We start from the raw sequence: 20953 nt of genomic DNA, 5'->3' as shown, positions 1-20953 counted from the left end.
ATCAGTTGGGCAATTTTTTTCAATAACTTCCTGCTTGTTTATTAGATAGAGCTCTTTTTATGTCTCTCTTTATGTTTCAAGGAGGTCAATCCCTTTAGCTTCCGATAAAAGCGATACCCTTTACGCACCAGATCAAGCGCCCACAACGGAATCTTGATGCGACGATCTTTAATATAAGGGTAATAAATCCGATAGTATGCGCTTCTAATATCCTTCCATTTGCGATCTTCTCCCGGATGGATATAGTCGCTCACGTCAATGATATAGGCATGTCCTTGATACATAAGAACATTTTTACCATGCACATCTTGAGGATATAAGCCCTTCTCTCTCGCTTCATCCAATGCCTCGTCTACTTCTTTAATTACATTTTCAGGGATCGGGATTCCATAGCGGACACAATCAAACAATGAGATTCCTCGCATCCGCTTTATTACCAGATAATTTTCTCCCTTCTCATAACAAATCGGAAAATATTTTGATTCGCCCAGACGACGATATACCTCACTCTCTTCTTCGATTCCCGGTTTTCCTGGGGCGTACAGTTTAACAACAACGTCAGGGTAATCCGGATGACAGAATACACCTGCATAATTACCAGTTCCAACAATCTCCCATGGATGAGGAGCATAAAGGACTTGCACAGGGTCATAGGGAGAAGGTGAGTCCAATACTACTTCTTCTAAAAAACGTTCTAAAAGCTCCTGCTCCAATTTCATCGGTACCCTCTCTTCGTCATCGCATCTTTCTTTTTATTGTAACAAAGAAAGATGTGAGAAACATTGTTCCTTTAATAGTGTAATTTTTTCTAGAAAGAACTTTTCGCCATGCAATTGATTTGACCTGCATACTTTTAACTGACATGAGAAAAAAACCAACTCACGAGAAGCCGGTTTCTCTCCATTCAGCGTTTTCTTATTGGGGGTAAAGCTTTTGCTTGTTTACTCAAACCAATCCCTTACTGCCTCTTTCAGCCTTTCTAACTCTTCTGATCCAGTTGCCTCACAATAAATCCGTAGCAAGGGCTCCGTGCCGGATGGGCGTATCAATACCCAATGTCCACCTTCTAGTAACAGTTTAAACCCATCCGGTGTATGAATCGATTCAACAGCATATCCAGCGATCGCATGTGGCGGCTTCTCTTTAAAACGGCGTAAAAAAGCTTCCTTTTCTTTCAAGCGAATATCTAATCGGATACTATACATGCGTCCAAATTGGCGGTGGATATCCGCTTTAATTTCGTCTAAACTCTTTCCCTCGACCGCACACATTTCTGCAATTAATAAATTTATTAAAATTCCATCCTTTTCAGGAATATGTCCCAGAATGCTGGCTCCCCCGCTCTCCTCGCCCCCAATAAGCACATCACCCTTGAGCATCTGCGCCCCAATATATTTAAATCCGACAGGGGTCTCGATTATATCCAATCCATAATATTCACAAATCCGGTCTAGCTGATGAGTGGTGGCTACTGTACGAATGACTTTGCCCTGACCGTTTCGGTTTTTGACCATATGGTAGGTAAGTAGCGTAAGCACTTCATTTGGAGGTAAATACCTCCCTTGTCGATCCACGATTCCAAACCGATCTGCATCTCCATCATTGGCTACTCCTAAATCCGCATGCTCGACCAACACTTGACGAGACAATTCCGCTAAATGATGTTCATTGGGCTCTGGTAGGCCTCCGCCAAATAACGGATCTCTTTCTTCGCGGATGCTTTTCACCGCAACGCCGGCCTCCTGCAATAGAGCGCTCATATATCCGCTCCCTGCTCCATGCATGGCATCTACGACAACGGTTAAGTTTGCTTGCTGTAATGCATCCATGCGAATAAGTCTGCGAATATGTGCCTCATAGTGAGGCTTTAAGTGAATGGGCTGATATAGCTTACAATTTTTAGCCTCCTCAATGCAGCGGGTCTCTATCTGTTCATTCCTTGCTACAATCTCTTGAATCAACACCTCTAAGCGCTGGGTAATCTCAGGAGAAGCTGGCCCTGCATATTCGGGAATATATTTGATTCCATTGTATTCTGCGGGATTGTGACTAGCTGTTAGCATCACCGCGCCGCTTACCCCAAAATGCTTTACGCCAAAGGCAACGACAGGGGTGGGGGTCGGCTCACTTACCAAGAACGAAAGTATGCCCTGAGCAGTTAACACACGTACAACCTCTTGCGCAAACATTCGTCCCATAAAACGAGTATCATATCCCACGATGATTCCCCGATCGATCCACCCATTCTCCTCTGTATAACAGGCAATTGCTTTTGCCACGGTCCGTACATTTTCCATCGTAAACTGATCGGCCATCACAGCTCTCCAGCCGTCTGTTCCAAAAACAATCTGTTTTTTCATTTGATTCCCTCCATGCTAGACAAGGTAGTCACGTCAAATACTCCATTTTTACTGTATGAAGGGAAATAGTAGGATAGAAGGTTTGGGAACAGAAACAAATAAAAAAGCGACACATTGGCCGCTTTACATATCTATCATGAAAATCCTTATTTCTTCACTAGACGCTTCAAGGAGTGTCATCCCTAATTTTTACCAAACGGCGTACCGGTAAGCTGTCAATCTCACTTTCTCAGACCGCATGATAGGACAAAATTGCCCAGAAGCATAAAGACCAAACTCTGCTACGTACTGTTTCCCTGTTTGCAAATGTTCAACGTAGCAGGCTTCTGCTTCTTCGTTCATATACACGTCTTTATACCCCACCTCCCTATTAGAGGATATGCCTTCCTCCACCTCATAAAGACGAATTCCTTGTGTAATTTTCGCCCACTCTTCCTTTAGGTACCCCGCAATCATATGCAGGCGATATTCAGAAATAGACCAATGGATATACACAGTGTCTGGTGCCGTTGGAATAACAGCTATAGAAGGGACTCGCTTCTCCTCTAAGATAGCTTGTCCTTGGGTTTGTTCAGCTAAAAAGTCTTTCTCCTGAGTAGTATAGCTCTCCCCTCTGTCCGTTTCCAATGGATAGACAGCAGGATAAAAAGGTGGGCTAACAACCTTTCCCATGAACAAATTAATGAAGGACTCCTCTGCTACGCTTTGGCTGCTCTCCTTGTAAGCCTGCGACTTCAGTCCAAATTTATGAAGTTGGTATCTCACTTGGCCAATGGTCATCTCGCACCTTGTAGCGATTTCTTGCAGTGATAGGGATTGTGCTCGCATTTGTAGGATTCTTGTAATCATGAAGGTTGTGCTCCTTTCTGCTTAACTCATTGCTTTTAAGTATAAAAGAGCTTGCCTTCAAATCATGTCGAACGCTGAACGCATAACTTTTCTTCTTTTGTCGATACCAGCTAAAACGTTCGGCATAGAGAATGCTAGTTCGACAAAATTTTTATATTTACTAAATTTTTTTAAAAGAAAAATCGATGGACAAGAAGCTTACGTGGATTGGAAACATTTAAGAAGCATAGAAAAAAACCACTCACAAGCCCCAGAATTTCTTCCAGCTTGAAAAGTGGTTTTTCCTGTATTGATTATTATGAGCAATATAAAAGGACTACAGGCTAGTCTCTTACATGTGCACTGCTAAAATCACAATCGTGCAATTTCACAACCTTTGTTTTCTTGACCCATTTGTATCCCAACCATAAAGCAAGGAAGATCGGAATGCCGATATAGGACACCATCATAGAGTACCAATCAATTTTATCTCCAATAAATGCCTCGTAATTCTGTCCCATAATAACAACGATGCACAGTATAAAAGCAAATAGCGGACCGAATGGGAACCATCTTGCTTTAAAAGGCAATTCACTCAAGCTATGCCCTTGCGCCACAAACGCTCGACGGAAGCGATAGTGACTAATTGCAATGCCCAACCAAGCAATAAAGCCAGACATACCAGAAGCATTAAGCAACCATGCATACACAACCCCGTCGCCAAAAAGAGAAGCGAAGAAAGCAACCATCCCAACTGATGCTGTCATTAACAAGCAGTAAATCGGAATACCGCGGCGGTTTAGTTTTGTAAAAAATTTAGGTGCTTTCCCATCCTTCGCCATCGCCCACAGCATCCGTGTAGAAGCATACATACCAGAGTTACCCGCAGATAATACAGCCGATAAAATAACAGCGTTCATCACAGAGGCAGAAAATGCCAAGCCTGCTTTTTCAAATACCATTGTAAACGGGCTTAGAGCAATCGCTTCTATATCTCCACCTACCAGATTCGGACTGGTGTAGGGTACCAGCAAACCAATAACTAAAATGGCAAAAACATAGAACAACAGAATGCGCCAAAACACCTGCTTGATGGCTTTCGGGATATTTTTACGCGGATCGTCGCTCTCTCCTGCCGCTACCCCGATTAATTCTGTACCCTGAAAGCTAAACCCAGCAATCATAAATACGCCAAGGGCTGCCATAAAGCCGCCATGGAATGGAGCATCGCCAATGGTAAAGTTCGTAAAACCTACAGCCTCTCCGCCCATGATGCCAAAAATCATTAAGATACCAACTACCAAGAAAATAATAACAGTTGCTACTTTAATCATCGAGAACCAGAACTCTGACTCCCCATATCCTTTGACAGATAGATAGTTTAATCCAAACATAAAGGCTAAAAACAAGCCGCTCCATAACAAAGATGAACTGTTCGGGAACCAAAATTTCATTAAAAGCGTAGCGGCAGATAACTCGGCTGCAATCGTAATAGCCCAGTTATACCAATAGTTCCATCCTAATGCAAAGCCAAGAGCAGGATCTACAAACTTTGTTGCATAGGTACTAAAAGACCCTGACTCCGGCATATAAGCTGCCATTTCACCCAAGCTGGTCATTAAGAAATATACCATAATACCAATTGCTACATATGCTACAATCGCACCGCCAGGGCCTGCTTGAGAGATAGCTCCCCCACTTGCTAGGAATAACCCCGTACCAATAGAACCGCCAAGAGCGATCATCGTCAGGTGTCGAGCCTTTAGACCGCGCTTCAATTCTTGAGGCTGTCCCCCATCCCTAGTTGCCGATATGTTTGTTACACTTTCATTCCCAGTTGTTGCTTGTGACATAAAAAAACACTCCTTATCTTTTCAAAGATACGTGCAAGGAAGGAGTGGGAATATAAAAAATCCGTCATTTTAGAATCTGTCGACGGATTTATACGTAACCCGCATCATACCTTCCATGAAGATAGCACAACACGCTTATTCGGCAAATAAACGTGACAGTTCTGTCCCTTTCGGAAACAGCCCCAGCCTGTACATCACAGAGTCTTTGTACAAGCTTCGGCGGTCTTTCCTTTCTGATGGAGTCTACAACATCTCTGGGTCTCGTCCAGCATACTCTTAAATACCGCAACCTCTACCTCACCAGATATGATGAGGATTTATTATTTTATTAAAAAAGATAATGTCATTATAGATGATAAACCATTAGATTTCAACTAGATTTTTAGCCTTTCTATGATCGATCACGGCTTTGTTGCTTCAGCCGTAGTGGCTGCTTTTGCATATAGGTTGCACATCTCCACAGCCATTCCATTGGTCCAAAGGCATACTGAGATAACCACCATTTACTAAACATGATCTGTAATAGATAGATCGTAATACAAAATATAAATCCAATCCATAGCGGAATTCCTGCCGTATTAGGAATAAACAGGGAAAACAATAGGACTGTTACCAATGTCTGCAATAAGTAATTGGTTAATGCCATACGCCCCACATATGTGAAGCCTTGCATTTTTGCTCGAAAACGTTTGTTTTCCAGAAGCAGAACAATAGATACGAGATAAAAGACGAACAACGTTTTTCCTGTCAATTGAATGTACTTTTGAATTTCTTCAGACACATAGACTTCATGGCTGAAATAATAACGAAACATCGGAATAAACAATAGAATCGTTACTACTAGACTGACAATCTGAGTGATGCGCAATCCACGTTTCCATTCATGCACACGTTGAAAAAAGTTGATCTTCCCTGCACACAATCCCAACAAAAAAAGTCCTAGTAATTCAGGAATATAGATAATTACATTGAGAATCTGGATGCCACTTAGCATTTCATAGCGTTGACTTACTTTTTGTGCATAATCCTCTAGTCCATTAAACCAAGGAGCTTCCAATAGCACTTTTTGATCTAAATCAATATCCCCGGAAAAAGCAAACCAGATAAACAACATAAACAGAGCCATTAAAAAAATGCTCCAAACAAACAATGCTGATGCCTTCTGACGATAAAAAAATAAAAGTAAAAAGCCCACTAATGCATACATATGTAAAATATCACCGTACCACAAAAGCAGAAAATGCAGGCATCCCAGAAGAAACAGCACAGCTAGACGCATCGAAAAAAGGGCCCTCATCCTATACCCTTTCGCTTCTGCTCTACTCATAAATAGATAAAACCCCAATCCAAATAAAAAGGCAAATAAGGAGTAGAATTTTGTTTGGATAAATAAGTCATAGCCAAAGCGAAACATGGCATCAGCCCCTTGGGTATACCCTCTCGTGTCAAGCGGTTGGATTCCTAGCATAGCCGGGAAGTTCACCAGAAAGATACCCAGGATCGCAATGCCTCTAACGGTATCAATTGATGTTATTCGATCGTTAACGGAAATCGGTCTTGCTTGCTTCATCATCACACCCCCTTTCTTTCTTGTTTGTTACTTTGCCTTCTTTTATTCTTTTCTACTCAGTAGAATATAGCGCTTCTGTAATTTTTTTCCCTTTCGGTGCTCTTGCGCTTGGTTTTTTATACTCCTTAGCACCCGAAGAAGCTGTTTTTGCTTCAAACTCGAATTGAAATTGCGCTTTCTCTAAATCCCATTTCAAATAGGCATCAAACGTCTTGTCACCTTTTTTAAAGCCTTTTATTAATCCGCTTTTTCCTTGCTCCATCAGTTTTTTCACATTGGTGGCAGACAAGGATTTGCCAAGTAATTTTTTCGGTAAAGTGATTTTACACCCCGTCTTGTTATACTGATCACAGCCATAGAAATTCCCTTTATCTACAATCGAGCCCCTACATCCAGCACAAACCGCTATCTTTTTCCCTACCGTAAACTTAGAGGCTTGCTTAGGCATTGCCTCGATATCCGTGCCGGAAAAGTCCCATGTAGCAGATTGCTCGGTAGCATCCTGAACAATTTTGTGCGCTAATTTTTTGACTTGCTCCATAAATTCCTGCGCCGAAGCCTGCCCCTGCCCAATTTCTGCCAACCGTTGTTCCCAGCGAGCCGTCATCTCTGGAGAAGCAAGAATCTTATCTCCAATGGCATTAATTAATAAGCTCCCCTTCTCTAGGGCAAATACTTGGTTTTTCTTCACCTCGATGTACTTGCGATCCTTTAACATTGTAATAATACCCGCTCGTGTAGCCTCTGTACCGAGTCCCTCGGTTTTAGACAAGACCTTTTCCCACTCGCTATTCTCTAAATGCTTACCTGCGGTCTTCATTAGCGTAATTAATTGACCCTCTGTATAGCGTTTCGGCGGTTGGGTTTTGCCCGCTTTGACTTTTACACGGCTTACCTTCCCTGTTTCATTTTTTTCAACAGGCGGCAGTAGCTTTTCTTCCTCTTTATCCTTGTCGTCCTCTTCCTGACCTTGAAATAACACGGTTCGCCAGCCTGCTTGTACCTGACATTTTCCCTTACTGATAAAGGTTGCTCGCCCATCCACCAAGGTAGTAATCGTAGTATAGTCAAAAATCGCCGGCTCATAATGAGCAGCGATCAGACGGCGTGCCACCAAATCATAGATATGGCGTTCGTCAGCAGAGAGCTTGTCCAAATGTGGCACCTGCTCTGTAGGAATAATAGCGTAGTGGTCCGTTACCTTCTTTTCATTTACATAGCGTTTGTTATTTGCTACTGAATGAATTGGCGTAGGAAAGAATGATTGAAATTCCTTCTTTTTAGCCAGCTTGGACAAAATTTCTGGAAAACTCTTAGCTTCTCCTGGTGTAACAAAGCTGGAATCAGAACGCGGATAAGATAAAAATCCCTTCAAATATAATTGTTGGGCTATATCCAACGTTTTTTTAGGCGAAAACTTAAAAATCTTATTAGCGGTTGCCTGTAAGGATGAGAGATTAAATAGGAAGGGTGGTAAAAATTCCTTGCGTTCCTTCTTAACCTCCTGCACACTAGCAGGCTTTTTCTCACAGAATTGAGCTATGCGTGCAGCCATTTGCTCGTCAAACAAGCGGGATTCTCCGTCCTTTTGCCAAATCCCCTCATATTTCTTTCCTTCTATGGTAAAGGAAGCAATCACTTCCCAGAATGGCTCTGATTTGAAATTAGCAATCTCCTTTTCCCTTTTGACAACGAGCGCTAGAGTAGGGGTCTGTACACGTCCTGCAGAAAATACATCCGAAACGCCCTTTTGCTTAAAGAGAATCGTATAAATCCGAGAAGCATTCATACCAATGAGCCAGTCTGCACAGGAGCGACTGTACGCCTCATAATACAGATTACGAGTGTGTGTTTCGTCTAGTAAGTGCTCAAATCCCTCCACAATTGCACGGTCCGTCAAGGAGGAAATCCATAGTCTTTTCATTGGTTTTTTTACACCAGCAAGCTCGATAGCCGTGCGGATAATAAGTTCACCCTCACGCCCTGCGTCACCCGCATGAATGATTTCTGTGACATCTGAGCGTTTTAGCAGTTGTTTAATGATCGTAAACTGCTTGGCCTTTGATCTCATTACCTGATAGCGAAAACGTTCCGGTATCATGGGCAGTGTCTCCATGCTCCACTTTTTCCAAGTAGGGTTGTATTCTTCTGGTGGAACTAATTCGCAAATATGTCCGACAGCCCAAGTCACCAATGCTCCCTGTGGGAATAAACGATGCGGAGCGATTTCAATATATCCTTGTTGTTTTTTATGTGCAAATGGGCTGGAGAGCTTTGAGGCCTGATCAGGTTTTTCAGCAATAATGACTTTCATGTAAACGGCTCCCTTTTATCAATAGCTTTATTCTTCTGATCTAGTAAAAAAACTGTTTTCTAGTTTACCGTGTTTTGCCCGCTTAGACAATCTCATTGTAGGAGGAATCCATTGTGGTTTTAGGGGCATGGTTGCTTAATGTATCCCCCAGTGCAGTGATATTTGTTATAATGAAGAGAAGCAACCATCTTAGCAAGAAGCGGGGGAAATGAAATTGAAACATGTTCAAGTGCTGATCGTCGGCGCTGGGATGGCGGGTATTTCCACTGCGATTTGGTGCAAACGGCTTGGGCTTTCTTGCCTCGTAATAGAACAAAGCGATACGCTTGGCGGTCAAATTCACTATATTCATAATCGCATTTGGGACCTCCCCCCCAAACTATATGCAAATGGAGAGGAATTGCTGACAGACTTACGCGAAAGTGTGCAAGTGTTGCAAATCCCTATTCGCTATCAAGAATGCCTACGTAGCATTGATTATCAAACCAAAATTATACATACAGATCAAACCTCGTATCAGGCGGATTATGTAGTTGTTGCCACAGGGGTGAGTCCTGTTCACTTGCCACAGCTTGCAGAGGTTTCGGCCCATGTGTTAGGTCCAGAGTTTTCTACATCCTCGGGAGCTCATTTATTAGATCAAAAGGATATTCTGGTGATTGGCGGTGGAGATCGTGCCTTAGAAAGTGTTTGTAATCTGTCGGCCTACGCGCATCATATTTGGCTTGCCGTCCGTAAATCTCAATTTCGCGGCCGACAAGAATGGGTACAAAAAGCCACTTCACTGCCTAACGTGACCATTTGGATGGGAACAAAGGTAAAAGCGGCACAATCGGAGGGCAATAGATGCTCGGTTGATTTACAAACGCACAACCAAAAGATACACCGCTTGCAGGTTGACTGGATTTTACCTCGTGTTGGTATCGCTGCTAATAGTAGCCCGGTGGCAGAATTAGTGGATAAAATGAGCGGATTTCTAACGGTTGATGAGCATCTGCGCACTGCTCATGAATGGATATATGCCATTGGAGACATTACAAATGGAAGCGATTATGCTAGTCTTTCACTTGCCATCGGTCAGGCTATGAAAACCGCAAAACACATTGCTTTACATGCCAAGGAGGCCTAACATGGACACTTTTTACGATACGACAGGCGTACCCATGACGTTAAGCTTTGACCCGGCGGAATTTCGGGAGGAGCAGGCTAAGCACGTCCTTGTCTTTCCTTTTTATCAAGGCAAGCTTTTATTCACGATTCATACCAAACGAGGATATGAGCTTCCTGGAGGCAAAGTAGAGCCTGGCGAATCAAGCATTGCTGCTGCCATTCGAGAGACGTACGAAGAGACAGGCTATCACTTATCCGCCATCAAAAAAATCGGTCAGTATACGGTCGGAGATTCGATTGTGAAAGATATTTATATAGCAGAGGCGGAACGACAGGTCGCTACTATTATAGAAGGATCGGTTGGCGGGGCATTTATCAGTGATAAAATTCCAACAGCCGAGGAGTTGCGTTCAGATGAGCGATATAGCGCTTTTGTAAAAGACGATGTCTATCCACTGACCATCGCTCATTTACGTGACTTAGGCTATATTAAATAATCTAAGCGTAACGTCTTTTCAGGACAGGCTTAGTCACCTTGTCCCTTTTGTGTTAAAATGTAGTTACTTGCATATGGTAATATAGAAAAAGCCGTGAGTGTTGCCGCACTCACAGCCTACTACAATAGTTGATTCTCTTCGGTGAATCAGCTCATCTGCTATAGACAAGAAATGACCTCCTGTGCTTTGTGCACAGCATGAGGTCATTTCTTTTTCAGGTAGGTTAACAAAGCTAGCAGGAACATCCCAAACATAAACATCAGGGACAGCGCTTGATAAACCTCCATGTTCTCACCCCCCTCTGGCATATCTTTTCTAGGGGTGAGCCGACCACTTTTGAGATAGGAAGCTATTGTAGTAGGAAAATTATAACATATCCCCTTCACAACAGGATTACATTTCTTAGTATTTTTTGAGGAAATTTATTTTTGCGCAATTTTCACCTAAATTGGCATGAATTTTAACAGAATCAAATCTTAACAGCCTTGTTCGAGCTGGGATAGCGAATTGACCTTACATTAGCTCGTTTCTAGTTTCTATAAGGCTATAGATAAAGGCCACAAATGTAGTGTGAATATACAGCCTCCTTTTCTTCCCTTCATCTTATCATCCAGCTTTCTAAAAAACAGTACGAAATTTTATAAATATACTCTATGCTCTTCCACTTTTAGCACCGCTTGACAAAAGAACGTTGCATATAAAAAAGCTGGAGCTGCCCCCAGTCGCTTACGACTGTAGAGCTAGCTCCTGTTTTCGTTGAAAGAATTCTTGTTTAATCTCTGTCAGCACAGCCTCGTTCGTCATTAAGGTAAAACCTGTCAAAGCCAATACCTTAGCGCCCACAATCAGTGCCGCGTCACCCTCTGGGGATTTGGCTGCTTCACGAAACGCATCTGTATGACAAACCAACTCTTCGGAGCCGATTTTAATATAGGGATGAATGGTTGGGACCACGTAGCTGATGTTTCCTGCATCGGTAGAGCCAAGTCCCGCCTGATGACGCGTATCTACCAAATAACCAAAACGTTCCATTTGCGCTTGAAACACTCCATCAAACGTTCGATTAAGCACCATATCATCCACTTCATTTTGAAAAGCAATAATATTGACAGTCGCACCCGTCATACATGCCGCTCCTTGGGCAATCTCCTTGATTCTTTCCGTCACTTTCAGGCATCTGTGACGCGTTGCCGCACGAATATAGAATCTTGCCTTAGCATATTCAGGTACAATATTAGGTGCGTCTCCCCCATGGGTAATAATTCCATGAATACGGACATCAGCGGTTACATGCTGACGAAGAGCATTGATCCCATTGAACAAATGAATAACAGCATCTAGTGCGTTGATCCCTTCTTCTGGTGCAGCCGCTGCATGAGCCGCCTTGCCAATAAATTCGAAATCAAGAGGAATGACAGCAAGGGTTGTCCCCGTAATACAATTGTGGCTAAATGGGTGCACCATCATACATGCGTCGATTCCTTTCAGCAAATCATGTTTAACAAAGCTGCCTTTTGCACTGCCGTTTGGACCGCCCTCCTCCGCCGGCGTTCCTAGCACTACCACCTCTCCACCAGTCTCTTGGAGGGTTTCACCCAACGCAATAGCTGCAAGCACACTTGTTGTACCAATAATATTATGTCCACACGCATGGCCTAGACCTGGCAGGGCATCATATTCAGCTAAATATCCTATCGTAGGTCCTGTTTTCTCCCCTACCTTTTTACGTGCAAGAAACGCTGTAGGATGACCAGCCACCCCTTTTTCAATCTGAAAGCCCGCCTCTTCCAATAATGCTGTTAATACCCCTTGTGCATACACTTCCTCATTGCCGATCTCTGGATGCTCATGAATCGCATGACTAACAGAAATAAATTGCTGCTTGTTTTGTTCCACGTAGGTAATGATTCTATTTTCCAGCTCTGACTCAGTGAGATCCGTCCCCATCTGGACGGCCTGTGTCTGATCTACTCTCATCATAATCCACCTGCTTCATTTTGCTTAGTTTTCTACACGCTCATACACCAGTTCACCATTGATAAATGTCTTTTCTACTTTATTTTGTATATGAAACGGATGTCCGCTCCAGATAACCACATCAGCATCCTTTCCAACCTCCAAAGAACCAACACGTTCTTCTACCCCTAGATGCTTGGCAGCTTGCAGTGTAATAGCTTGCCATGCTAACGCTTCATCCAAACCATCGCTTACAGCGTGCGCTACACTGTTCACTAAGTATTCGATACCTACTACAGGATGATCTGTGGTAATGCTAAAAGGTACACCTGCTTTTGCCAAGGCAAGATGGGTATGGAAGCCTTTATCTGCTAGCTCAATTTTGGAGCGTGAGGAAAGAGTAGGCCCCACGGAAACACTGACCCCTTTCTCTAATAAGAAATCCGCGATTTTATGTCCCTCTGTGCAATGCTCGATTGTGATTTCAATCTTAAATTCCTCTGCTAAGCGAAGTGCTGTTACAATATCATCAGCACGATGAGCATGGGCACGTAAGGGAATCTCTCGCTTCAACACCTTTACCAGATTTTCTAGGCCTAAATCACGTTTTACGGACCCTCCTTTTTCTTTAGATTCCAAATATTCTTGCGCCTTTATAAATTCCTGGCGAAACAATGCAGCAGTTCCCATCCGTGTAATAGGTGCCTTGTCCTTAGCGCCAAAGACACGCTTGGGATTTTCACCAAAAGCTGCTTTCATTCCGGAGGGCTCGCGAACAATCATGTGATCGACAATCGTCCCTGCCGTCTTTAGGACAACCATCTCGCCACCGATCACATTAGCGCTGCCCGGCATGGATTGAACAGTTGTTACACCTGCTTTTCGAGCCTCAAGAAAACCTCGCTCAAAAGGGTTAATTCCATCTAATGCTCTTACATAAGGCGTCACCGGTGAGCTCGTCTCATTATAATCATGCCCTTCTCTTCCGATACCCTCCTCATGAACGCCAAGATGGGTATGTACATCGATGAGTCCCGGTGTAACATACTTTCCTTCTGCATGGATTGTAACGGACTCCTTGTATTGATTTTTTAGCTGATTGATTTGCTCTGCAATCTCTTCTGTTTTACCCACCGCCTTAATTTTTCCTTCTGCCAATAAAATACTGCCTGAATCAATTTTATGCCCATTGCCTAGGATGATTGTAGCATTTGTAATGATTGTTACTGCTTCTGACATATGTATCCTCCCCTTTTCGTTACGTATTTTGCTCTATTTATTACCTATATGGTGTCATGACAACTGGATGCCAGCCCAAATCAGAGATAGGATGATCAAAAGCATCCCTGCCACTAACAGGAGCGCCATCAGTTGCCTTGCTCGTTTTCGTTTCCATTCTTGCAGATTTGTATCCTCAGACATCTGTTCGTCAATTTGCTGAAGTGCCTTTGACTTTTTAAACAGAGTGCTACCTAATAGATAGAATCCCTTCATAAACGTGGCAAAAAAATTGCTTATCCATACATAAATAATCGCTCCTCCCAGCACTAGGAGTAAGCCTGTTAGAAACAGCGTATCCATAATTGTATCCATAGCAATCTCCTTCACTGGTGAATCATTTATCTTGCTGGCATTGGCTGAACCAAGTTTGCTATTATATTGTTTCATTGCTTGTAAGCATGTGTGTTGTATGAAAAAAGAGGGTCTGCTCCTCTTGAGGCAGGAGCAGACCTAGGGTGTCAGGTATGCGTCTAAAAGCATTTACTCTAATAGTTAGCCCTACTTGCTACTCTGCTACTTTTTTAGCCCAACGCAAGTCTGGATTCTTATAAACACTGTATGTGACGTCCTTCAAGGTTTTGGTATTTAAATAGTTCTGTGAATAGAAGAAGACTGGAAGCACAGGCAAGTCTTGCATGAAAATATCTTCAGCCTCATGTAGGTATTGATTACGCTTTGCTTCATCTTGCTCTACTTTGGCTTTTTCCATTAACTCGTCAAATTGTGAATTGACCCACTTCGCTTGGTTATTCGGACTCTCGCCTAGATAGTAATCAAGCATTGCAACCGGATCAAGGAAAGAACCAATCCAGCCCATGCGAGCCATCTGGAAGTTACTTTGTTTGTAGGTATCAATATAGGTTTTCCACTCTTGGTTTTCCAGCTTCACATCGACGCCAAGATTATTTGTAAACATTTGTTGCAGAGCTTCGGCTACCTTTTTATGGTTTTGTGCATTATTGTACTTCAATGTGACCGCAGGTAGTTTACTCCAGCCCTCTTCCTTCATCCCTTCAGCCAATAGCTTCTTCGCTTCAGTTGGATCAAACGTGAAATAAGTTGGCTTTTCTTTACGGAAATCAGAACCAGCCGTTTTAACACCCTGCGGCACATAAGCGAATGCTGGTGTTTCACCTGCCTTAGTCACATTCTTCGTCAATTGATCACGATCGACAGCTAAAGCAAAGGCGCGACGGATTTTAGCATTTGTAAATGGCTCCTGCGTTACATTAAAAGTATACAGATAAGTCCCAAATTTAGGTAGACTTACATATTCCGCATTGTTCTTTTCTTGTTCGATAGCATCGATTGGCAACGTATCAATGATATCTAGCTCACCTGTCTTGTACATTTGGTAATAAGTAGTTGCATCTGGCACCATTTTGAAATGTAGTGTATCCATGCTGATATTCGATTTGTTCCAGTAGGTTTCGCTCTTTGTTAGCGTTAATTGACTGTCATGTTCCCAGCTAGATAATTTATAAGCTCCATTAGATACGAGGGTATTTGCTTCCGCTACCCAATTTTTATTTCCTTCTACAACCTTTTGATTTACAGGGAAGTAGACATTATTCATCATTACTTTTGGGAAATAGGAAGTAGGTGCATTCAGCTCCACTACCAGTGTTTTGTCATCTGTTGCCTTTACTTTAACATCTTCTACCTTACCTTCCCCTTTATTATAGGCCTCTGCACCTTTTATGTAATACAGATAAAATGCATTAGTAGCCCCCGTCTCTTTATGTAAGACACGCTTCCAGGAGTATTCAAAGTCCTTGGCTGTCACAGCATCACCATTAGACCATTTCGCATCGTCACGAATCGTGAAGGTATAGGTTTTTCCGTCTGGAGAAATCTCTACTTTTTTAGCAGCCCCCTCAACCACATTTCCTTCCTTATCAAAGGCATACAGCCCCTCATAAAGATGATCAATAATCCAAAAGGATTTCGTATCTGTCGCAATGGCAGGATCAAGTGAATATGGTTCACCTGCCAAATTTGCTGTCAATTCCTGTTTAACACTAGCTCCTGCTTCAGGCGCACCTGCTGTACCTGTTTGATTTCCACAAGCAGTCAGAGTTGGTACTAGGAATAATAGAATGGCTAACGCTGGCGATAAAAGTTTTTTCACTGATGGTTCCTCCTCGTTATCTCTCTCTTTTCTTAATGGTGCAAGTAGCAAGCCGTCCAATGATCCGGCTTCACCTCCCTCCACTCTGGTTTCGCTTCTCTGCAGATCGGCATTGCAACGGGACATCTGGTTGAAAACGGGCATCCAGCTGGTGGTTGCAACGGACTTGGCAGCTCACCTGTTAACACGATACGTTCTTTCTTTGCCTTTGTTGCTGTAGATGATACTGGGATCGCCGACAATAAGGCTTGTGTGTATGGATGAAGCGGCTCCTGAAATAATGTTTCACTGTCTGCAACCTCCATCATCTGACCCAAATACATGACACCGATCCGATCGCTGATATGCTTCACCATCGCCAAATCATGTGCGATGAATAAATAGGTTAGTCCTCGTTCCTGCTGTAAATCCTCTAATAAATTAACAATCTGTGCCTGAATCGAGACATCTAAAGCGGAAATAGGCTCGTCTGCCACAATAAAGGTAGGCTCTACTGCTAAGGCTCGGGCTATCCCGATTCGCTGTCTCTGTCCTCCGCTAAATTCATGAGGATACCGTTTTGCATGTTCTGGTCGCAAACCTACTTTTTCTAAAAGCTCATAGATACGCTCTGTACGTTTAGCCCCTTTCGCTATGCCATAAGCATCCATCCCCTCTCCGATAATGTCACCTACTCGCATACGCGGATTTAAGGAGGAGTAAGGGTCTTGGAAAATCATTTGCATATTCCGATTGAATTCACGCTTTTCCTGCCGACTATAGGTTGTGATGTCTTTCCCTGCAAAGTGAATTTGTCCATCTGTAGGCTGGTACAATCCGACCGCTGTGCGTCCCAGCGTTGATTTCCCGCTTCCGCTTTCCCCCACCAGACCAAAGGTTTCGCCTGCTTTAATAGAAAGCGTAATATCATCGACCGATTTCACTGTTTGGTCAGAGCCTAAGGAAAAGTATTTTTTTACATTGCGTAATTCCAACATAGTTTCAGATTGTTCCTTATCTTCTGTAATCTCTAGGCTTCGCACCATTCTTACTCCCTCCCTGCTACTCTAAACTCTTGTTGGCGTGGAGCCCTTGGGTCATGCAGCCAGCAGTTCGCCTGATGTGTAGCTGAAAATGTGGTCGGCTGAGGGAGATGATCCAGGCAAATTTCCATCGCATATGGACAGCGAGGAGCGAATGGACATCCTTTTGGCGGAGCAAATAAATCTGGTGGTGCTCCATCAATCGGGACTAATCTATGCTTCCCGGCTTGTTCCAGCTTTGGCACCGAGTCTAATAGGCCTTTTGTATATGGGTGTCCCGGGGATTCAAATAACTCATCGACTGTCCCTGTTTCTACAATTTTGCCAGCATACATCACTACCACCCGCTGAGCCACTTCTGCAACGACTCCTAAATCATGCGTGATCATAATGATCGAAGTATTGGTTGTTTGTTGCAATTCAAGCAGCAAGTCAAGAATTTGTGCTTGAATGGTCACGTCCAATGCGGTTGTTGGCTCATCAGCGATCAATAGCTGTGGATTACAGGCAATCGCAATCGCAATTACGACCCGCTGGCGCATTCCTCCCGAGAATTCATGCGGATACTGATGATAGCGCTTCTCTGCTTCTGGGATGCCCACTTGCCGCAACAGATCAATCGTTTTTTGCTGTGCCGCCTGTTGGGAGAGCCCTTGGTGCTTTAGTAAGCCCTCTGCGATTTGCTTGCCGATTTTCATCGTAGGATTTAGTGATGTCATTGGATCTTGAAACACCATTCCTATTTTAGAACCCCTGATCTCCTGCAATTCCTTTTTAGACAAACCTGTCATTTCCTGTCCAGCAAAGCGAATAGAGCCTTCCGTTCTAACACCGCTTCCTGCCTTAACCATTCCCATGATTGCCTGCGCTGTAACTGATTTGCCACAGCCGCTCTCACCGACAATGGCTACCGCCTCTCCTTTGTCCACATAAAACGAAATCCCACGAACCGCCTTAACCTCACCGCCATATGTCGTAAACCCAACTTCCAGCTCATCTATCTCTAACAAATGTCCCATGATTATCCCTCCCTTCTACTTTTTACTTTTAGGATCAAGTGCATCCTGTAAGCCATCTCCGAAAGCATTAAAGGCAAACATCGTTAGTGAAATAAATAGGCCCGGGAAAAACAGTCTCCACCACTGGCCATTTAAAATCACGCCTATACCATCATTGGCCATCGTTCCCCAGCTAGCACTCGGTGCTTGTACCCCTAAACCTAGAAAGCTTAAAAAGGATTCAGCAAAGATAGCCTGAGGTATCGTAAAAGTCAGATTCACGATGATGATTCCTAAGGCATTTGGCAACAGATGCTTCCAAATAATTTTGGCGTGCGAGGTTCCTAGCTTTTCGGCCGCTAGTACAAACTCTTGCTGTTTTAGCTGCAATACCTGACCACGTACCAAACGAGCCATGCCAACCCAGCCTGTAACAGAAAGGGCGATAATGATAGTGGACAGTCCAGGCTCTAACACCACCATCAATAAAATCACAACCAATAAATAAGGAATGCCGTACAAAACCTCGACAATACGCATCAGGATGCTGTCAATACGATCCCCTATCCTACCGCGTCCTGCCATATAACCCGAGACTCCACCGACAGCTACGCCAATCAATAAATCGATGGTTGCTGCGATACAGCCGATAAAAAGAGAAATCTGTCCACCTGCCCAGGTGCGCGCCCACATATCTCGTCCTAAATCATCTGTCCCAAACCAATGAGTACCGGAAGGCTTGAGATTTCCAAGCATCAAATCTTGCTTTTCTGGACTGAAGGCTACTAGATGCGGACCGATCAGCGAAAGCATGACCACAAGGATTAATAAACTAAAACCAAGCATCGCCAGCTTGTTTTGTATGATTTTTCGCAGCATCTCTTTGCCATAGCTTAGGCTAGGACGGTCTATCTGATGCTTCTCAAAAACTCGTTTATCCACAGGTCGAAAAAGATGATCTTGTTCAGAATGCAGTGAAGATTGCGCCATCTGTTAGTCCCCCTTGCTCGTTAGCTTAATTCTTGGGTCCACCAGTCGGTATGACACATCGATCAAAAACAACGACAAGATCAGGACCGTGCTATAAAAAACCGTTGTTCCCATCACAACTGGGTAATCACGATTAAAGATGCCATCTACGAAATACTTGCCAATACCTGGAATAGCAAAGATTTTTTCAACCACAAACGTCCCCGTAATCAGCGCTGCAAACAACGGCCCGATAAAGGTTAAAACTGGTATCAAGGCGTTACGAATGCCGTGCTTTACCACGATTGCAAACGTAGGTAAGCCTTTTGCCTCTGCCGTCTTGATGTAATTCTGACTAAAAACCTCAAGCATGCTAGCCCGAACAAAGCGGGCGATAATAGCCGTGGGACCGACCGCTAATGTAACAGACGGCAGGATTGAATGCTTCCATGATCCCCATGAGGCAGCCGGCAAAAGCTTCCACTCAACCGCAACTAATTTGATTAGCAGGGGAGCCAGAATGAAGCTTGGGACAGAAATCCCTATGATCGCAATAAACATCGAAACGTAATCTAACCATTTATTATGATGAAGGGCTGCGATAATCCCTAAGGAAATACCAAGAAATAAAGCTAAAAATAGCGCTTGTAGACCCAGTGTTGCCGATACTGGAAATCCAGAAGCAATCAAGGTATTTACATCACGTGATTTTGATTGTATGGAAGGTCCTAAATCCAACTGGGCCAAATCCTTTAGATATAACAAATATTGCTGTGCCATTGGTTTATCCAGATTATATTTTTCCCGCATATTTTGGACGACATCAGCCGGCAGCATTTGCGAATCAGTAGCAAATGGATCACCCGGTATAAGATGCATAATGACAAAGGTTAGTGTCACAATAATCCATAGCGTTATGAGCATGGTACATATTCTTTTTAACAGATACATACCTACGTTCCCCCACTTTTCTCTAATACCTTATTTTTATATCGGAATACTTGGTTATATGCTTGCAAGGATACATTTTTTCCTCTATGACCGCCCTTTGTGATTTGTTTGTCTGTGAAAAATCTATGCAAAAAAGCCCTTCTCTCTAAGAAGAAGGGCTTCATGTCTATGTATCTGCCATTCTCCTTATCTCTCAGAAATACTTCTGCTGGATTTAGCACCTTTTGAATGAATCAAGGTTGCCGGGTTTCATAGGGCCAGTCCCTCCACCGCTCTTGATAAGAAGTTGTATAAAATTATCGGATTCAATTTATAAATTATCATATCATCGTTACTTGAAATGTCAATAGAACCACCCTTGTTTTTACTTTTGTTTATTTTTGTTAGCAGTAATTTTTTTATATAGAAATAGTAGAATACAAAAAAACCTCCAAAACTGGAGGCTAAGCATCTATTTCTTTTTCTCTTTTTCTTTTTTGGTAAGTAGCTTTTCAAACAAATCTCCTAGGTCGAAGCCCAGTTCCTTTTTCAATTGCTCCTGTTTTTGCTGCTCTTTTGTTTCCTCTCGCATTTCTAATAACAAAGTCATCTCGTCCAAAGCCTTCTGATCCAAAAGACTCTTTTCCTTTGCAGAGGATTCGGCGTCACTGTTAGTACCTGCTGATCTTGACGAATCCATTGAATTCCCGCCTGCTGAAGATTCTTTTTTAACAGTTTCTTCCTGTGAAGCTCCTTGAGAATTGCTGCCCTTTTGCGGCGTTATAGTAAAAAATGCAATTATAGCAAATAGTAACGTGACAGAAGCAATCGAGTAAAACATAACTTTCGTCGAAAATCCCAACAACCACGTAAAAATCGGAGGCCCCAACGCTACTCCTATAAACCGGACACCATTATACAAAGACGTAATCATACCACGCTCTGTCTTTGTAACCGATCCAATGATCATAGAATTGAGGCAGGGCAGAATCATGCCGGTTCCTACGCTGCCAAATACAAGAATTCCTATTAAGAAGTACACGTTCGAAACAAAGCTTGCCCCAACATAAGAAATGGTAAGTAAGAGCATCCCTGCAATAATAAAGAAGCGCATTACCGTTAGTCTCTTTTTAA

At 43.1% G+C, this 20953-nt stretch carries 18 protein-coding genes and 2 riboswitches; of the genes, 2 read left to right on the top strand and 16 right to left on the bottom strand.

What is annotated here, in order from left to right; translation table 11 throughout:
- Positions 1-41 precede the first annotated feature (41 nt).
- The 6 genes from AYJ08_RS16700 to AYJ08_RS16670 form a co-directional block, all read right to left on the bottom strand.
- Positions 42-719: a hypothetical protein gene (locus tag AYJ08_RS16700; protein WP_064018672.1), complete on the bottom strand. Its 678-nt coding sequence runs from the start codon at positions 717-719 to the stop codon at positions 42-44.
- A gap of 222 nt (positions 720-941) precedes the next feature.
- Entirely contained in the window at positions 942-2360 is a 1419-nt protein-coding gene (locus tag AYJ08_RS16695; protein ID WP_064018671.1) for a phosphoglucomutase/phosphomannomutase family protein, read from the bottom strand.
- Positions 2361-2549: 189 nt separating this feature from the next.
- Complete coding sequence (locus AYJ08_RS16690; RefSeq protein ID WP_064018670.1) at positions 2550-3209, bottom strand: DUF4912 domain-containing protein; 660 nt, start codon at positions 3207-3209, stop codon at positions 2550-2552.
- A 323-nt stretch (positions 3210-3532) separates the two neighbouring features.
- Positions 3533-5041: an amino acid permease gene (locus AYJ08_RS16680; protein WP_082890999.1), complete on the bottom strand. Its 1509-nt coding sequence runs from the start codon at positions 5039-5041 to the stop codon at positions 3533-3535.
- Positions 5042-5155: 114 nt separating this feature from the next.
- A riboswitch (Lysine riboswitch) is annotated at positions 5156-5344 on the bottom strand.
- 88 nt (positions 5345-5432) lie between these two features.
- The gene (locus tag AYJ08_RS16675) at positions 5433-6614 is read right to left on the bottom strand and encodes a DUF418 domain-containing protein (RefSeq protein ID WP_231929133.1); all 1182 of its coding nucleotides are present in this window, start codon (positions 6612-6614) and stop codon (positions 5433-5435) included.
- Positions 6615-6663: 49 nt separating this feature from the next.
- A complete protein-coding gene (locus tag AYJ08_RS16670) occupies positions 6664-8925 on the bottom strand; it encodes a DNA topoisomerase III (protein ID WP_064018667.1) in 2262 nt (753 codons plus the stop codon).
- A 208-nt stretch (positions 8926-9133) separates the two neighbouring features.
- Here AYJ08_RS16670 and AYJ08_RS16665 point away from each other — a divergent pair, with 208 nt between their 5' ends.
- On the top strand, positions 9134-10054 hold the full coding sequence (locus AYJ08_RS16665; protein ID WP_082890998.1) for an NAD(P)/FAD-dependent oxidoreductase: 921 nt from the start codon (positions 9134-9136) through the stop codon (positions 10052-10054).
- Position 10055: 1 nt separating this feature from the next.
- Positions 10056-10532, top strand: a complete 477-nt coding sequence (locus tag AYJ08_RS16660) for an NUDIX domain-containing protein (RefSeq protein ID WP_064018666.1) — start codon at positions 10056-10058, stop codon at positions 10530-10532.
- Positions 10533-10735: 203 nt separating this feature from the next.
- On the opposite strand, the gene AYJ08_RS24780 is transcribed toward AYJ08_RS16660, so the two are convergent.
- From AYJ08_RS24780 to AYJ08_RS16615, 10 genes are all read right to left on the bottom strand, one after another.
- Positions 10736-10819, bottom strand: a complete 84-nt coding sequence (locus AYJ08_RS24780) for a putative holin-like toxin (RefSeq protein ID WP_018671828.1) — start codon at positions 10817-10819, stop codon at positions 10736-10738.
- A 439-nt stretch (positions 10820-11258) separates the two neighbouring features.
- Positions 11259-12509: a M20 family metallopeptidase gene (locus AYJ08_RS16655; protein WP_064018665.1), complete on the bottom strand. Its 1251-nt coding sequence runs from the start codon at positions 12507-12509 to the stop codon at positions 11259-11261.
- A 24-nt stretch (positions 12510-12533) separates the two neighbouring features.
- A complete protein-coding gene (locus AYJ08_RS16650; RefSeq protein ID WP_064018664.1) occupies positions 12534-13727 on the bottom strand; it encodes an amidohydrolase in 1194 nt (397 codons plus the stop codon).
- A gap of 54 nt (positions 13728-13781) precedes the next feature.
- Positions 13782-14081 (bottom strand): DUF3899 domain-containing protein, encoded by a 300-nt coding sequence (locus AYJ08_RS16645; RefSeq protein ID WP_003342691.1) that lies wholly within the window; start codon positions 14079-14081, stop codon positions 13782-13784.
- A gap of 193 nt (positions 14082-14274) precedes the next feature.
- Positions 14275-15900: a peptide ABC transporter substrate-binding protein gene (locus AYJ08_RS16640; RefSeq protein ID WP_064018663.1), complete on the bottom strand. Its 1626-nt coding sequence runs from the start codon at positions 15898-15900 to the stop codon at positions 14275-14277.
- Positions 15901-15932: 32 nt separating this feature from the next.
- Positions 15933-16925: an ABC transporter ATP-binding protein gene (locus AYJ08_RS16635; protein ID WP_064018662.1), complete on the bottom strand. Its 993-nt coding sequence runs from the start codon at positions 16923-16925 to the stop codon at positions 15933-15935.
- 2 nt (positions 16926-16927) lie between these two features.
- Positions 16928-17941, bottom strand: coding sequence for an ABC transporter ATP-binding protein (locus AYJ08_RS16630; protein ID WP_064018661.1), 1014 nt, complete (start codon positions 17939-17941; stop codon positions 16928-16930).
- Between the two features lie 15 nt (positions 17942-17956).
- A complete protein-coding gene (locus AYJ08_RS16625; protein WP_031413494.1) occupies positions 17957-18910 on the bottom strand; it encodes an ABC transporter permease in 954 nt (317 codons plus the stop codon).
- Between the two features lie 3 nt (positions 18911-18913).
- Positions 18914-19840 carry an ABC transporter permease gene (locus tag AYJ08_RS16620; protein ID WP_064018660.1) on the bottom strand — a complete coding sequence of 309 codons (927 nt, stop codon included), beginning with the start codon at positions 19838-19840 and terminating at the stop codon, positions 18914-18916.
- 183 nt (positions 19841-20023) lie between these two features.
- Positions 20024-20125, bottom strand: a riboswitch (SAM riboswitch).
- A gap of 166 nt (positions 20126-20291) precedes the next feature.
- The coding region (locus tag AYJ08_RS16615) for an MFS transporter (protein ID WP_157452883.1) at positions 20292-20953 on the bottom strand (662 nt) is incomplete at its 5' end.

It is taken from the genome of Brevibacillus sp. SKDU10, assembly GCF_001645205.1.
GTDB lineage: Bacteria > Bacillota > Bacilli > Brevibacillales > Brevibacillaceae > Brevibacillus_B > Brevibacillus_B halotolerans.
This window is presented reverse-complemented; position numbering and strand designations above follow the sequence as displayed.

What these genes read in the sequence shown, in the direction of transcription:
- AYJ08_RS16700 (WP_064018672.1), bottom strand. Translation starts at nt 719, where the DNA reads ATGAAATTGGAGCAGGAGCTTTTAGAACGTTTTTTAGAAGAAGTAGTA.
- AYJ08_RS16695 (WP_064018671.1), bottom strand. Translation starts at nt 2,360, where the DNA reads ATGAAAAAACAGATTGTTTTTGGAACAGACGGCTGGAGAGCTGTGATG.
- AYJ08_RS16690 (WP_064018670.1), bottom strand. Translation starts at nt 3,209, where the DNA reads ATGATTACAAGAATCCTACAAATGCGAGCACAATCCCTATCACTGCAA.
- AYJ08_RS16680 (WP_082890999.1), bottom strand. Translation starts at nt 5,041, where the DNA reads ATGTCACAAGCAACAACTGGGAATGAAAGTGTAACAAACATATCGGCA.
- AYJ08_RS16675 (WP_231929133.1), bottom strand. Translation starts at nt 6,614, where the DNA reads ATGATGAAGCAAGCAAGACCGATTTCCGTTAACGATCGAATAACATCA.
- AYJ08_RS16670 (WP_064018667.1), bottom strand. Translation starts at nt 8,925, where the DNA reads ATGAAAGTCATTATTGCTGAAAAACCTGATCAGGCCTCAAAGCTCTCC.
- AYJ08_RS16665 (WP_082890998.1), top strand. Translation starts at nt 9,134, where the DNA reads ATGAAATTGAAACATGTTCAAGTGCTGATCGTCGGCGCTGGGATGGCG.
- AYJ08_RS16660 (WP_064018666.1), top strand. Translation starts at nt 10,056, where the DNA reads ATGGACACTTTTTACGATACGACAGGCGTACCCATGACGTTAAGCTTT.
- AYJ08_RS24780 (WP_018671828.1), bottom strand. Translation starts at nt 10,819, where the DNA reads ATGGAGGTTTATCAAGCGCTGTCCCTGATGTTTATGTTTGGGATGTTC.
- AYJ08_RS16655 (WP_064018665.1), bottom strand. Translation starts at nt 12,509, where the DNA reads ATGAGAGTAGATCAGACACAGGCCGTCCAGATGGGGACGGATCTCACT.
- AYJ08_RS16650 (WP_064018664.1), bottom strand. Translation starts at nt 13,727, where the DNA reads ATGTCAGAAGCAGTAACAATCATTACAAATGCTACAATCATCCTAGGC.
- AYJ08_RS16645 (WP_003342691.1), bottom strand. Translation starts at nt 14,081, where the DNA reads ATGGATACAATTATGGATACGCTGTTTCTAACAGGCTTACTCCTAGTG.
- AYJ08_RS16635 (WP_064018662.1), bottom strand. Translation starts at nt 16,925, where the DNA reads ATGGTGCGAAGCCTAGAGATTACAGAAGATAAGGAACAATCTGAAACT.
- AYJ08_RS16630 (WP_064018661.1), bottom strand. Translation starts at nt 17,941, where the DNA reads ATGGGACATTTGTTAGAGATAGATGAGCTGGAAGTTGGGTTTACGACA.
- AYJ08_RS16625 (WP_031413494.1), bottom strand. Translation starts at nt 18,910, where the DNA reads ATGGCGCAATCTTCACTGCATTCTGAACAAGATCATCTTTTTCGACCT.
- AYJ08_RS16620 (WP_064018660.1), bottom strand. Translation starts at nt 19,840, where the DNA reads ATGTATCTGTTAAAAAGAATATGTACCATGCTCATAACGCTATGGATT.